Origin of the sequence: Pseudomonas viridiflava (assembly GCF_001642795.1) — a bacterium.
Lineage (GTDB): Bacteria > Pseudomonadota > Gammaproteobacteria > Pseudomonadales > Pseudomonadaceae > Aquipseudomonas > Aquipseudomonas viridiflava.
This window is the reverse complement of record NZ_LKEH01000018.1, coordinates 167,771-180,421: the sequence shown is the minus strand read 5'-3', so window position 1 is coordinate 180,421 and position 12,651 is coordinate 167,771. Positions and strand designations below refer to the sequence as shown.

Here is a 12,651-nt window from a genome sequence, read left to right as displayed (position 1 = left end):
AGAATGTTTCCTCATCGATCCATCCGGGAGATTGATGCATTGGCCAATTACCCAAGCATCGACACAGAGCTGCTGCGCACCTTTGTCGCCATCGCTGACCATGGCGGTTTCACCAAGGCAGGCGACGCGGTCAATCGCACCCAGTCAGCGGTCAGCATGCAGATGAAGCGGCTGGAAGAGGACATCGTCCAGCGCTCGCTGTTTCGCAAGGACGGCCGCACCTTGAGCCTGACCGCCGAGGGCCAGGTGCTGCTCGGCTATGCACGGCGCATCCTCAAGCTGCACAGCGAAGTGTTCAATACGTTGCGCGAGCCGCACATGGTGGGCGTGGTGAAGATAGGCTCGCCCGATGATTACGTGATGCGCTTCCTGCCCGGCATCCTGTCGCAGTTCGCGCAGGCATATCCACTGGTCCAGGTCGAAGTGCACTGCGAGCCATCGGACATGCTGCTGCAACGCCATGACCTGGACCTGACCATCGTGACGCGTCAGCCCGGAAACGAGATCGGCCAGTTGCTGCGCCGCGAGCATCTGGTATGGGTCGAGGCCGATGGGCATGCGCCTCACGACCAGACGCCCATGCCGTTGGCGATGTTCAACACGCACTGTTTCTGCAGGGAATGGGCCTGCAACGCGCTGGACACTGTCGAGCGTGAATACCGGATCGCCTACAGCAGCGCCAGCATGTCGGCGATCATGGCAGTGGTCGGTGCCGGCCTGGCCGTCACGGCACAGTTGCAGAGCCTGATCACGCCGGATCTGCGCGTGCTTGGCGAAGCGGAAAACCTGCCGCAACTGCCGGTCGCCAGCGTGGTGCTGTTGCGCAACACAAAAAACCCTTCGCCCATCACCGAATGCATGGCCGACTACATTGCCGAGGGCTTCAGACTTTGAGTGCGAGGATCACCGCGCACAGCACCAGAAACACGCAGAACATCAGGCGCAGGGTCCGCTCCGGCAGCGAATGCGCCAGCTTCACGCCCCAACTGATACTGGCCAGTCCGCCGATAGCCAGCGGCAGGCCTATCGACCAGTTCACATGGTCATGCAACGCGTAGGTCACCAGCGTTATGCCCGTGCTGGGCGCCGCCAGAGACAGCGCCAGACCCTGCGCCACGACTTGAGTGGCGCCAAAGGCGCTGGTCAGAATCGGTGTCGCGATGACCCCGCCGCCCACCCCGAACAGGCCTCCCGTGACGCCGGAACCGACCCCCAGCATCCACAGTCTGTTCTCGTGACGCAGTTGCGTGTTCGCCTGCCCCTTGCGCCAGAACATCTGTGCAACGTTGAACCCGGTCAGGACGACCAGAAAGCCGATGAACCCCAGCCGCATGCCTTGAGGATCAAGGCGAACCGCCAACAGCGAGGTCAGCCAGGCAAAAATGAAACTGGGAATGATCAGCATCAGGGCGTTGCGCAGCAGAATCCGGTTGCGCTGGTTGTAGCGCCACAATGCGAGCAACACATTGGGCAAGACCATCAACAACGCGGTGCCCTGCGCCAGTTGCTGATCCAGTCCGAACAGCACGCCCAGCGCAGGAATCGCCACCAGACCACCGCCGATTCCAAAGAGCCCGCCCAGCGTGCCCATTGCCGCTCCCAACAGCACAAACATTACAACGTCGATCACGCCACATCCCCAACCAGTCAATGGCCAAATGCTACGCAGTCTTGAACGTGACGCAAACAACGAAAACGGGTAACGCGACTTTTTTCTGATCCTGCAAGCCATTGCATGCGCAGGTCTCAAGACCACATCAGTGGAATTATCTGGCGCATTAAAGATCGCAACACTAAATTAAGCGCTCCTTCACAACGCATGAGGAATTCCCATGGACGCCGATGCCAGTACTACTCCCGACGCCTCCGCCGATTGCGACTCGCTGCTGCTCGATAACCAGTTGTGTTTCGCCCTGTATTCCACCTCGCTGATGATGACCAAGGTGTACAAGCCCTTGCTTCAGGCGCTGGGGCTGACCTATCCGCAATACCTGGCGATGATGGTGCTGTGGGAGCAGGACGGCCTGACTGTCGGCGATGTGAGCACGCGTCTGCTGACAGATCCGGGGTCGCTGACGCCACTGCTCAAGCGTCTCGAAGGTGAAGGCTTTATCAGCCGCACGCGCAGCAAGGAAGACGAGCGCGTAGTGCTGCTGCACTTGACCGAGCAGGGCAGTGCCTTGCAGCAAAAAGCGACGACCGTGCCGGGATGCATTCTGTCTGCCAGTGGCCTGAATATGGATCAGCTGCGCGAGTTGCAAGGCAAGCTGCTGGGCTTGCGCGGGCATTTGCACGACAGTCTGTGAAGGGCATCCGCCCGAAACATGACAACATTTGAACCCGCCGACCCGTCGACCCGATGAGCCCGACCATCACCCTGCGGGAGCGTCGGCATTTCATCCCGGCCGAGCCCGTCGCACCGCGCTCAGCGTTATACACAAGCCTGCCTCGACACTGATCGTGCCCATCGCTCCGCGTGGGCATGCCGCCCGTGACGCTCCGCGTCACAAATGGTACAGATTGCGGATTCAGTGAGCCGAGCGCACGAGGTGGATAACACTGGAGCTTGGCCGCGCATCTGCGCCACATTCAAGAGCGGACGCANGAGCGGCATTCCCACGCGGAGCGTAGGAACGATCAGCATGATCTCAAGCACGCCGATCATGCCCATGCTTGCGCTCAGCCCTATACCCAAATCCTGCTGCAACCACGGACCCTGTTGGGGGTGATCATTCATCCATAAAAAGTGCTTCAAGCCCCATCTGTTCGCATACCTCCTCTCGCCCTTTCTGCTCACATCCTCATTCTTTTCAAAAATTAACTTGCGCGCAAAGTATCGTCGGGATACATTCAATTCGCGATTAGTTAGCGCGCAAGTATTTAGCGCAGAATTTTAACCTTTTGAGGACCAATACCCATGAACACTCTCTACACCGCAGTTGCAACCGCCACCGGTGGCCGTGATGGCCGCGCTGTTTCCAGCGACAAGGTTCTCGACGTCAAGCTTGCAACCCCGAAAGAACTCGGCGGCGCGGGCGGCGAAGCCACCAATCCTGAGCAGCTGTTTGCCGCCGGTTACTCGGCCTGCTTCATCGGCGCACTGAAGTTCGTCGCCGGTCAGAGCAAGCGCAGCATCCCGGCCGATGCCTCGATCACAGCCCATGTCGGCATCGGCCAGATCCCCGGCGGTTTCGGTCTGGACATCGACCTGCACATCAGCCTGCCAGGCCTGGAACAGGCCGACGCTCAGCAACTGGTTGATGCCGCACACCAGGTCTGCCCTTACTCCAACGCCACCCGTGGCAACGTCGATGTGCGCCTGCACGTAACCGTCTAAACCCTTACTGCCACAGGAATCGAACATGAAAACCTTCAGCAAAGTCTTGACCGGTACCCTGCTCGCCCTGTCTGTCAGCAGTGCATTTGCCGCAGGCGATTCAGGCGTGGAACACAACACCCAGGCCTTCCTGGATGCCCTGAACTCGGGCACTGGCAAGCCTATCGAGCAGCTGTCGCCCAAGGACGCCCGTGCGGTATTGGTCGGTGCTCAGTCCGGCGTGAAACTGACCCTGCCAAAGGCCGACGTCAGCGAGAAGACCATCAAGGTCGACGGGCAGTCCATCAGCCTGAATATCGTGCGCCCTGCAGGTGTCAAAGGGACCTTGCCGGTCTTCATGTTCTTCCACGGCGGCGGTTGGGTACTGGGTGATTTTCAGACTCACGAACGACTGGTTCGGGATCTGGTTGCAGGCTCTGGCGCAGTGGCGGTGTTCGTCAATTACACGCCGTCTCCTGAAGCGCACTACCCGACCGCAATCAATCAGGCCTACGCCGCCACTCGCTGGGTGGCCGAGCACGGCAAGGAAATCAATGTCGACGGCAAGCGTCTGGCCGTGGCCGGCAACAGTGTCGGCGGCAACATGGCGGCAGTCGTGGCGCTGATGGCCAAAGAGAAAGGTACGCCAGCATTGCGTTACCAAGTGCTGCTGTGGCCGGTCACCGACGCCAACTTCAACACTGCGTCCTACGACCAGTATGCTGAAGGCCACTTCCTGACCCGCAACATGATGAAGTGGTTCTGGGACAACTACACGACCGACGCGGCGCAGCGTAACGAGATCTACGCATCGCCTCTGCGCGCCACGACCGAACAGTTGAAAGGCCTGCCACCTGCACTGGTTCAGACAGCCAGTGCCGATGTACTGCGCGACGAAGGCGAAGCCTATGCTCGCAAACTGGATCAGGCTGGTGTGCCGGTGACTGCCGTTCGCTACAACGGCATGATCCACGACTACGGTCTGCTCAACGTTGTCAGTCAGGTTCCGGCTGTTCGCTCTGCGATGCTGCAGGCGTCCGAAGAACTGAAAACACACTTGAAGTAACCGCCGCGGTCAAATCGCAGGCAAAAAGAAACCCGCATCGCTGCGGGTTTCTTGCGTAACGGGGTTACAAAACCATGCTTACTTTGCACGGCCTTTGTAGGAACCACCTTCACGGGTATCGATCTCGATCATGTCGCCGATTTCGATGAAGTCAGCAACGCTCAGCTCGGTGCCGTTCTTCAGTTTGGCAGGCTTCATGACCTTGCCGGAAGTGTCGCCACGCGCCGAACCTTCGGTGTAGTCAACCTGACGCACGATGGTGGTCGGCAGCTCTACGGAAACCAGGCGCTCGTCGAAGAATACGGCTTCGCAAACGTCGGTCATGCCTTCTTCAACGAAAGGCAGAACGCTTTCGATGTCTTCGGCGTTCAGTTCGTACATGGTGTAGTCAGTGGTGTCCATGAACGTGTAAGTGTCGCCGCTGATGAAGGACAGGGTCGCTTCCTTGCGGTCGAGGATCACGTCGTCCAGTTTGTCGTCAGCGCTGTAAACGATCTCGGTCTTGTAACCGGTCAGCAGGTTTTTCAGCTTGGTCTTCATGATCGCGCTGTTACGACCGGACTTGGTGAATTCAGCTTTCTGAACCAGCCAAGGATCGTTTTCCAGACGGATCACAGTACCGGGTTTCAGCTCTTTACCAGTTTTCATTGCATATATCCGAATTTGGATTGAATTAACCAAAGGCTCTGTACGAGAAATGGCCTGCGCAGGCACTTTTCGTACAGAGCCTTACATCAAGGCCGCGTATCATAGCGAATTTACATAAAACTGCACCAGCGCTGCCGCAAGATCAGTCCGGGATGCCTGTTCGTCACACCATTGTTCGGCATGCCTTTGGACTTCGGGCCAGTGGTTTGAGAGCGACTGCCAGCTTTCGCTCAGTGCCTGATTGGCATTCCACGCCTGCCAGAACGCATCGAGCGCCTGACCGGCCGCAGGCGAAAGCCCCGCCAGATAAAGCTCGAGGAAGGCGTCAAGCTTGGGCAGATGAGCGTCGCCTTCCTGCTGATAGATGTGCCACAGCATCGGCCGGCCTGCCCACTGCGCTCGCACGAATGAATCTTCGCCGCGCACCACATTGAAATCGCAGCACCACAGCACTCGGTCGTAATCTTCCTGCCTGACGAACGGCAGCACCTGGACAGTGAGCGAGCCTCGTTGCAGCACCTCACCGACCTGAAAATGATCAACGCCCAGCCAATGGCGCAGGTCGCCCAGAATGCGTCCTTCAGGCACCAGCAGGTGCGTGGCATGTGGATCGCTGGAAAGTGTATCCAGCCAACTGCCCAGCGCCGGGTTCTCGTAGGCAAACACCGAGATCAGGCGCGCATCGGTCCGCAGCTCGATACCCAGAAGGGAGAGAAAGTCCAGTCGCGCTTTGCGGTCGTGCTGAAAGGCTCGACGCTGTTCGATCAGACCGCGCTCACGCAGCAAGCCGCCCGTGGCATCACGAAAACCGGGAAAGAAAAAGAACTTCTTCAAACCGCTGGACTGCAGGGATGGCAGGCCATGGCAACCGGTGACCCACTCTTCGGCGCTGAGGTAGTCGAGATTCAGCCATACCGGACGCGGCGAGCGTTGCAGCATCGTGTCGGTATAAGCCGCTGGGAGACGACACGCAAAGGCCTCGATCACGCCTTCCGGAATCTCGGTACTCACCCACTCTTTCGGCCAGAGGCAGACCTCAACACCTTCATGCCATTGTTGCGCGACCTGAGCATCTGCCTGCGGACACAGGCGAGCGAATGCCGACAAATCATCGATCCACAAACGTATCTTCAGCCCATGCTCGGCGACCAGTTGGCGAGCCAGTCGCCATGTCACGCCGACGTCGCCGTAGTTGTCGACGACGCTGCAAAAAATGTCCCAAGAGGCTTTCATCCTGGCTCCCTGAGGCAAAGTAAGAAAAAGTGCGATTGTCCTTCAGAACACCCCGTCTGCACCAGACGGGAGCCTTTGCGAAGGCTCGCCGGATGTACGATTGTCATCCACACTCTTCAGGCATGGCACAATCACACTGTGCCCTCTCGCCAGGAATTCAGCCATGCCGTCCCACATCCGCCGTCGCGAACTGTCTGTCTCCGTGAAGTTGATCCTCTGTATCGCTCTGGGCATCTGGCTCGGCGCGATGGCGGTGGGCCTGACCGGCTGGCTGGTCTACAAAAGCCTGCCGCCTGCGCAGACCGTGGCTCTGGAAAAGGCTGCTGCGCAACTCACGGCCCCGCCCGCGCCGCAGGTGGAGCCGGAAACGGCCATGTTCCGCAAGTACGAGCAGAGCCTGCGTGAAAGCGAAGCACGCCAGGCGCGCGAGCAGGTTCAGGAACAACAGCAGCGCAACTTCAGCCGCTCCAAATGCGATTTCTGGATGCAGCAGGACCGTACCGCGCCGAGCGAAAAAAGCCGCGCCAGCATCAATGAATACTGCGGATAACCCATGGACAAGCAGGACGTTTTGCAACGTATCACCGAAAAACTGAAAGTCGATCTGGACATTGCACAACGGGCGGCCCAGACCGCCTATGAAGCTGCGACACACGAAGAAAACATCGCCGAAAACAAGTACGACACGCTGGGGCTGGAAGCGTCTTACCTGGCTGCCGGACAGGCCAGGCGAGTCGAGGAAATCCGTCAATCCCTCAAGCGCTACGAGGACTGGTCGCTTAAACGCTTTGATGAATCATGTGGTATTCAGGTTGGTGATCTAATGACGATCGAGAATGGTGCAGGTCAGGTGCAACAACTGTTTCTGGGGCCTGATGCTGCGGGTCTGAAGGTTCAGGTGGATGACCAACTGATCACCGTTATCACGCCCCATGCGCCGCTGGGTCAGCAGTTACTGGGCAAGTTCGAGAATGACGCGGTGCAGATTGTCATCAACGGTAGCCAGCATTGCTTCGAGATTACTCGAACCTTGTAACTCGACCGGATTGATCAGGGTTGATCACGCCAAGTTTTTATGGGTAAGGTGGCACTGTCGCAGTACTCGGGGCTACATCAAAGCAAGCAAGGACTCACACCCAAGGAGATTTTTCATGACGAACGTCATTGCATTCCCTGACGCCCATGAACGTGATCGCCTGAAGTCCAGTCAAGATCCGGCGTTGAGGTACCTGAACAAAAAAGAGCGACTGCTGATCGACCAGTTGCGTTCGACCAGCCACGCGGGACGTCAGTATGTGTACGACTACGCGAGCATCATGCACCTGTCCAGACCGTTACATCCGGAGTCTGTCGACTGAGCGCATGACCTGCGACTGAAGAAAAAAGCATTTATTTGAAGCGCTCGGGGCATCCGCAATGGAGCTCCGAGTATCTCTGCGAGCCCCGAAAACCGGGCACTACGCATATTGCACGTCCGGTCTGAGCGCACACCGGACCGTTCCTTATCGAATTATTTAATTGCGACCGTCATCAATACGTTATTACGCTCATCATCAGACGAAGGGCGCAGATGACTGCGCCCACCCTGTCCGGGCCGATGACTATTGAACCAGCGAATAGACCAATGCGGTGATGGCGACTACGCCTGCAGCCACAACGAAAACGTTGGACAGCTTGCCCGCGTATTGACGCATGGCGGGTACCTTGTGGATGGCATACATCGGCATCAGGAACAGCAGCGCCGAGATGATCGGGCCGCCAAGCGTCTCGATCATGCCCAGAATGCTTGGGTTCAGCGTTGCCACAATCCAGCACACCACCAGCATGAACGCTGCGGTGACGCGATCCAGCACCTTGGGCGCAGGACGACGACCCGTTTTGACGATCAGACCTTTCAAGCCCTCACTCGCACCAATGTAGTGGCCCAGGAACGACTTCGAGATTGCCACGAAGGCAATCAGTGGCGCGACGAACGCAATGGTCGGGTTGCTGAAGTGATTGGCCAGGTAAGACAGAATCGAAATGTTCTGGGCCTTGGCTTCGGCCAGTTGGGTCGGCGACAGGGTCAGGACACAGCTGAACACGAAGAACAGCACCATCACCACCATCAAACCGTGAGCACGCGCCAGAATCTGCGAACTGCGGACTTCCGCGTTCTCGCCGTACTGGCGTTTCTGGTCAACGGCGAAGGCCGAAATGATCGGGGTGTGGTTGAAGGAGAACACCATCACCGGAATGGCCAGCCACAGCGTGGGCCAGAATGCCGAAGCTTCGGGCAATGTGGTGGCGGTGCTCAGAATGCCGCCGGTCCAGTGCGGAATCAGGAACACGGCGAGGAACAGCAGCGCAACGATGAAGGGGTAGACCATCAGGCTCATGGCCTTGACGATGAATCGCTCCCCGCAGCGCACCACGGCCAGCAGGCCGACGATCAACAGCAATGCCAGAATGGCACGCGGTGGCGGCTCCAGGTGAAGCTGATGTTCAAGGAAGCTGCCTACGGTGTTGGTGAGCGCCACGCTGTAGATCAGCAGGATCGGAAAGATTGCAAAGAAATACAGCAGAGTGATCAGCGCACCGGCAGCCTTGCCGAAATGCTGTTCGACCACTTCAGTGATGTCGGCGCCTTCACGTCCAGACAGTACAAACCGCGTCAGGCCTCTGTGCGCGTAGAACGTCATCGGGAACGCCAGCACCGCCAGAACCATCAAGGGCCAGAACCCGCCAATGCCTGCGTTGATCGGCAGGAACAGCGTACCTGCGCCAATGGCGGTCCCGAACAGGCCAAGCATCCAGGTGGTGTCGTTGCGATTCCACGCAGTGACGCTCGCAGGTTTTACATCCAGACGTTCTACGACGCCATTTGCCTGATCATTCATCCGGTGGACTCTCCGTGGCCGGTTAATCAAAAAGGGAAACGCATCGAAAAAACCTGGCAGTCAGCGCTTCCCTCGAAAACAGGGGCCGGATTGTCCGGGATTACAGCGAGAAATCAACGTTTTTTGTCCGACAGTTTTGTAAGCACGACGCTGCAGCAGGTACGCCAACATGATTCCAGACGCTGCCAAACCTTCCCTGAAGGTGATGGGGATGTCCCTGAAATGCGGGCCAAAGCCACTCAAAACCTATGCTGCATCGTTTCACCTATGTATAAAGGCTCTGTAGCATTCCGGCCACTTCCTGGAGACTCGGCGCATGCGTTACGCGCTTGATCGTAAAGCTCAAACCCACCAGCGGATTGTCAAGGAAGCATCCGTACGTTTTCGCCGGGATGGCATAGGCGCGACTGGCCTTCAACCTTTGATGAAATCGCTGGGGCTGACACACGGTGGCTTCTACGCGCATTTCAAATCCAAGGATGACCTCGTCGAGCAGGCCTTGAAACTGGCCGTCGATGAGGCAAAGGCATGCACTCGCGAGACATTCACCGGCCCGGACTCGCTGAGCGAGTTCATAGACATCTATCTGTCCAGCCCCCACCGTGACGAACCAGGCACCGGCTGTCCGTTGCCGAACATGTGCGCCGAACTGGGTCAGCTGAATCAGCCCAGTCCGCTGACTGACGAAATCATCATTCATTTGCTGGACGCGTTCGACGAAGCTCAGCAAATCGAAAATCCCGAACCCAAAAGCATGCTGGTTCTGTCGAGTCTGGTTGGCGCCCTGATGCTGTCACGTAGCGTGCATGACAAACAGCTGTCGGAACATATTTTGAAAGTTACCCGAGAGCATGTGAAACTTCATATCAGTAAACCGGACACCGCTGAAGTTCCTCTTCAGTCTACGGTGACTGACGAAATACCACTGAATACCTGATATAAAACAGGCCGATGCAATATCGGCCTGTTTTCAGTTAGCGAAACGCGGCTTACTCAACCGTCAGTTTATCCCTGTTCTTTTCGAGAATGGACTTTCCGATACCTTTGACTTCGATCAACTCGTCGACCGATGTGAACTCGCCATTGCTTTCACGATAGGCCACGATCGCATCTGCCTTGTTCTTGCCAATACCAGCCAGTTCCTTTTGGAAGGTTTCCGCATCGGCCTTGTTGAGGTTGACGAGGTCAGTGCGTTGCTCCTGCACCGCTACTGAAACCGGGGCTTCGGCAATGACCGGAGTGGGTGAAGGTGCTGCGCTGACAGCGACCGAGGCGCTGGTGAGCAAGGCAAACATCAGGGAAGAGAAAAAGGCGGTTCGCATAGTTAACGCTCCATAACAGTTTAAGGCAGCTTTCCGAAGCTGCGCTCGAAACTTAGGGCGAGCGTTATTCCATGTCAACAAGGCCTGGCATTGCCAGTTATTTCAAACAACCGATGCCCAGCAAATACAGCGACTGCCCTGACTGTTCATCAAGTAACATCACGTTTCGCTGCGACGTTCCTGATGCATCCAGTCGACAATCTCACCTTCCGGCGTATAACCACTGACTGTTTCACGAAGTAACTGACGCACAGTGGCATAGTCGTCACCATCAACCGCATCCAGCAACCTGGACAGGCGGCCTTTCAAGACATCCCAGGGCAGGTAGTCTTCCGTGGCACTCATGATCATCGGGTGCTCGGTGGCAACCACGTTATCGCCGATCAGCAGTTCTTCATAAAGCTTTTCGCCTGGCCGCAGCCCTGTGAACTCGATAGAGATATCTCCCTGAGGATTTTTCTCGGAGCGGATACTGAGGCCTGAAAGATGAATCATCTTCTCGGCCAGCTCGATGATTTTCACGGGTTCGCCCATGTCGAGGACGAACACGTCACCGCCGTGCCCCATGGAACCTGCCTGGATCACCAGCTGCGCCGCTTCCGGAATGGTCATGAAGTAACGCGTGATCTTGGGATGGGTGACGGTCAGGGGGCCGCCTGTCTGTATCTGCTTGTGGAACAGCGGTATCACCGATCCGGACGACCCCAGCACGTTGCCGAAACGCACCATGGTGAAACGCGTCTTGTTGACCTGATAAACGTTGGCCTTGTCGCCGAAGATGACCGGGGCGGTTTCACGACTGAGCGCCTGCAATATCAGCTCGGCCAGGCGCTTGGTACTGCCCATGACGTTGGTCGGCCTGACAGCCTTGTCGGTCGAGATCAGGACAAAGTTGGAGACACCGGCCTGCAACGCCGCCTGCGCGGTATTGAGAGTACCGACGACATTGTTGATCACACCTTCGGCAATGTTGTGCTCGACCATCGGCACATGCTTGTACGCGGCCGCGTGGTAGACCGTGTCGACCTTCCAGGCTTTCATGATCGCCAGCAGTTTGGGGTGGTTGCGTACCGACCCTAAAATAGGCAACAACTTCACGCTCAATGACTCGCGGGAGGAACGCTGCTCCAGCTCAGACACGATGCTGTAGAGGTTGAACTCGCTGTGATCAAGCAGCAGCAGCTTGGTGGGGCCGAGCAGCAGGATCTGCCTGCACAGCTCAGAGCCGATGGATCCGCCAGCCCCGGTAACCAGAACGGTCTGACCCTTGATGCAGTGCTCCAGCAGGTTCTCACGAGCTGGCACAGCGTCGCGCCCGAGCAGGTCGGCGATGTCGACTTCCTGGAGGTCGTCCACTTTCACACGCCCTGCCGCGAGATCCATGAAGCCCGGAACGCTTCGCACGTGCAGCGGGAAACCTTCGAGATAACCCAATATCTCGCGGCGGCGGCCTCGTGATGAAGAGGGAATGGCCAGCAGGATTTCCTGGGCACCCGTGGCATCGATCATTCGTTGAATATGTTTGGGCTTGTAGACCTGAAGCCCGGAAATGACCCGATTCGAAATGGATTCGTCATCGTCGATGAACGCGACCGGGTGCATCACCCTTCCCATCCGCAAGGCCGCAACCAACTGGTTGCCTGCGGCTCCGGCGCCATAAATGGCGACTTTCTGAAGACCGTTGTCGCTTCTGGCAAAGGGCACATGCTGTGCAGCCGTAAACCAGTCTCCCAGAAAATACTGCCTCATCGCCAGACGCAGCCCGCCAATCATGACCATGCTCAACCACCAATAGTTGAAGATGACCGAGCGCGGTACCAGCTGCTGATGGTTGCTGTAGACATAGACCATGCAGCCCAGAATCAGAGAGGAAAGCGTGACCGCCTTGATGATTGCGATCAGGGCGTCGTTTCCGAAATAGCGCATCACGGCCCGATACATGCCAAACCGGATGAACAGAGGAATGGCAGCCAACGGCGCACTGATGAAAAGCCAGGTGTGTTTTTCAAGCGGATTGATCAGCTCATCAATCCCGAGACGGACGACGAACGACATCCACAGGGCGATCCAGACCAGAATAATGTCAGCAGCAACCTGAATTATCCGCTTTTTCCGGCGTGGCAGTGCCAGTAGAAAAGATCGCAACTTGCTCATCAATTCGTCAGTACTCCTTCGCTTTGGTCTCGG

The 12,651-nt window shown here is 57.4% G+C and carries 14 protein-coding genes; 8 read left to right on the top strand and 6 right to left on the bottom strand.

The annotated features are described in order from the left end of the window. Positions 1-39 precede the first annotated feature (39 nt). The gene (locus AO065_RS04615; RefSeq protein ID WP_004884217.1) at positions 40-894 is read left to right on the top strand and encodes a LysR substrate-binding domain-containing protein; all 855 of its coding nucleotides are present in this window, start codon (positions 40-42) and stop codon (positions 892-894) included. Here the strand turns inward: AO065_RS04615 and AO065_RS04610 are convergent. Beyond that, positions 884-1,630 carry a sulfite exporter TauE/SafE family protein gene (locus AO065_RS04610; protein WP_004884215.1) on the bottom strand — a complete coding sequence of 249 codons (747 nt, stop codon included), beginning with the start codon at positions 1,628-1,630 and terminating at the stop codon, positions 884-886. The genes AO065_RS04615 and AO065_RS04610 overlap by 11 nt on opposite strands. A 202-nt stretch (positions 1,631-1,832) precedes the next feature. On the opposite strand from AO065_RS04610, the gene AO065_RS04605 reads away from it, so the two are divergent. The 3 genes from AO065_RS04605 (at position 1,833) to AO065_RS04590 (ending at position 4,382) form a co-directional block, all read left to right on the top strand. Continuing rightward, positions 1,833-2,306 carry a MarR family winged helix-turn-helix transcriptional regulator gene (locus AO065_RS04605; protein WP_004884213.1) on the top strand — a complete coding sequence of 158 codons (474 nt, stop codon included), beginning with the start codon at positions 1,833-1,835 and terminating at the stop codon, positions 2,304-2,306. Between the two features lie 611 nt (positions 2,307-2,917). Then, positions 2,918-3,337 (top strand): organic hydroperoxide resistance protein, encoded by a 420-nt coding sequence (locus tag AO065_RS04595; RefSeq protein ID WP_004884094.1) that lies wholly within the window; start codon positions 2,918-2,920, stop codon positions 3,335-3,337. A 25-nt stretch (positions 3,338-3,362) separates the two neighbouring features. Further along, on the top strand, positions 3,363-4,382 hold the full coding sequence (locus AO065_RS04590) for an alpha/beta hydrolase (RefSeq protein ID WP_004884095.1): 1,020 nt from the start codon (positions 3,363-3,365) through the stop codon (positions 4,380-4,382). A gap of 78 nt (positions 4,383-4,460) precedes the next feature. Here AO065_RS04590 and AO065_RS04585 read toward each other — a convergent pair whose 3' ends face one another. Then, the gene (locus AO065_RS04585; RefSeq protein ID WP_003373297.1) at positions 4,461-5,030 is read right to left on the bottom strand and encodes an elongation factor P; all 570 of its coding nucleotides are present in this window, start codon (positions 5,028-5,030) and stop codon (positions 4,461-4,463) included. Positions 5,031-5,129: 99 nt separating this feature from the next. Further along, complete coding sequence (earP, locus tag AO065_RS04580) at positions 5,130-6,263, bottom strand: elongation factor P maturation arginine rhamnosyltransferase EarP (protein WP_004884096.1); 1,134 nt, start codon at positions 6,261-6,263, stop codon at positions 5,130-5,132. Positions 6,264-6,426: 163 nt separating this feature from the next. Between earP and AO065_RS04575 the strand changes: the two genes are divergently transcribed. From AO065_RS04575 to AO065_RS04565, 3 genes are all read left to right on the top strand, one after another. Further along, positions 6,427-6,813: a hypothetical protein gene (locus AO065_RS04575; protein WP_004884097.1), complete on the top strand. Its 387-nt coding sequence runs from the start codon at positions 6,427-6,429 to the stop codon at positions 6,811-6,813. A 3-nt stretch (positions 6,814-6,816) separates the two neighbouring features. Next, positions 6,817-7,299, top strand: coding sequence for a GreA/GreB family elongation factor (locus tag AO065_RS04570; protein ID WP_004884098.1), 483 nt, complete (start codon positions 6,817-6,819; stop codon positions 7,297-7,299). 115 nt (positions 7,300-7,414) lie between these two features. After that, entirely contained in the window at positions 7,415-7,621 is a 207-nt protein-coding gene (locus AO065_RS04565; protein WP_004884099.1) for a hypothetical protein, read from the top strand. 243 nt (positions 7,622-7,864) lie between these two features. Here the strand turns inward: AO065_RS04565 and AO065_RS04560 are convergent, their stop codons facing one another. Next, entirely contained in the window at positions 7,865-9,142 is a 1,278-nt protein-coding gene (locus AO065_RS04560; RefSeq protein WP_004884100.1) for a serine/threonine transporter, read from the bottom strand. Positions 9,143-9,458: 316 nt separating this feature from the next. Between AO065_RS04560 and AO065_RS04555 the strand changes: the two genes are divergently transcribed. Next, positions 9,459-10,079, top strand: coding sequence for a TetR/AcrR family transcriptional regulator (locus AO065_RS04555; RefSeq protein ID WP_004884101.1), 621 nt, complete (start codon positions 9,459-9,461; stop codon positions 10,077-10,079). Between the two features lie 52 nt (positions 10,080-10,131). Here the strand turns inward: AO065_RS04555 and AO065_RS04550 are convergent, their stop codons facing one another. Both AO065_RS04550 and AO065_RS04545 read right to left on the bottom strand, forming a co-directional pair. After that, entirely contained in the window at positions 10,132-10,464 is a 333-nt protein-coding gene (locus tag AO065_RS04550) for a ComEA family DNA-binding protein (protein WP_004884102.1), read from the bottom strand. Positions 10,465-10,623: 159 nt separating this feature from the next. After that, the gene (locus tag AO065_RS04545) at positions 10,624-12,618 is read right to left on the bottom strand and encodes a polysaccharide biosynthesis protein (RefSeq protein ID WP_004884103.1); all 1,995 of its coding nucleotides are present in this window, start codon (positions 12,616-12,618) and stop codon (positions 10,624-10,626) included. Between the last annotated feature and the right edge of the window lie 33 nt (positions 12,619-12,651).

What these genes read in the sequence shown, in the direction of transcription:
- AO065_RS04605 (WP_004884213.1), top strand. Translation starts at nt 1,833, where the DNA reads ATGGACGCCGATGCCAGTACTACTCCCGACGCCTCCGCCGATTGCGAC.
- AO065_RS04595 (WP_004884094.1), top strand. Translation starts at nt 2,918, where the DNA reads ATGAACACTCTCTACACCGCAGTTGCAACCGCCACCGGTGGCCGTGAT.
- AO065_RS04590 (WP_004884095.1), top strand. Translation starts at nt 3,363, where the DNA reads ATGAAAACCTTCAGCAAAGTCTTGACCGGTACCCTGCTCGCCCTGTCT.
- AO065_RS04585 (WP_003373297.1), bottom strand. Translation starts at nt 5,030, where the DNA reads ATGAAAACTGGTAAAGAGCTGAAACCCGGTACTGTGATCCGTCTGGAA.
- earP (WP_004884096.1), bottom strand. Translation starts at nt 6,263, where the DNA reads ATGAAAGCCTCTTGGGACATTTTTTGCAGCGTCGTCGACAACTACGGC.
- AO065_RS04575 (WP_004884097.1), top strand. Translation starts at nt 6,427, where the DNA reads ATGCCGTCCCACATCCGCCGTCGCGAACTGTCTGTCTCCGTGAAGTTG.
- AO065_RS04570 (WP_004884098.1), top strand. Translation starts at nt 6,817, where the DNA reads ATGGACAAGCAGGACGTTTTGCAACGTATCACCGAAAAACTGAAAGTC.
- AO065_RS04565 (WP_004884099.1), top strand. Translation starts at nt 7,415, where the DNA reads ATGACGAACGTCATTGCATTCCCTGACGCCCATGAACGTGATCGCCTG.
- AO065_RS04560 (WP_004884100.1), bottom strand. Translation starts at nt 9,142, where the DNA reads ATGAATGATCAGGCAAATGGCGTCGTAGAACGTCTGGATGTAAAACCT.
- AO065_RS04555 (WP_004884101.1), top strand. Translation starts at nt 9,459, where the DNA reads ATGCGTTACGCGCTTGATCGTAAAGCTCAAACCCACCAGCGGATTGTC.
- AO065_RS04550 (WP_004884102.1), bottom strand. Translation starts at nt 10,464, where the DNA reads ATGCGAACCGCCTTTTTCTCTTCCCTGATGTTTGCCTTGCTCACCAGC.
- AO065_RS04545 (WP_004884103.1), bottom strand. Translation starts at nt 12,618, where the DNA reads ATGAGCAAGTTGCGATCTTTTCTACTGGCACTGCCACGCCGGAAAAAG.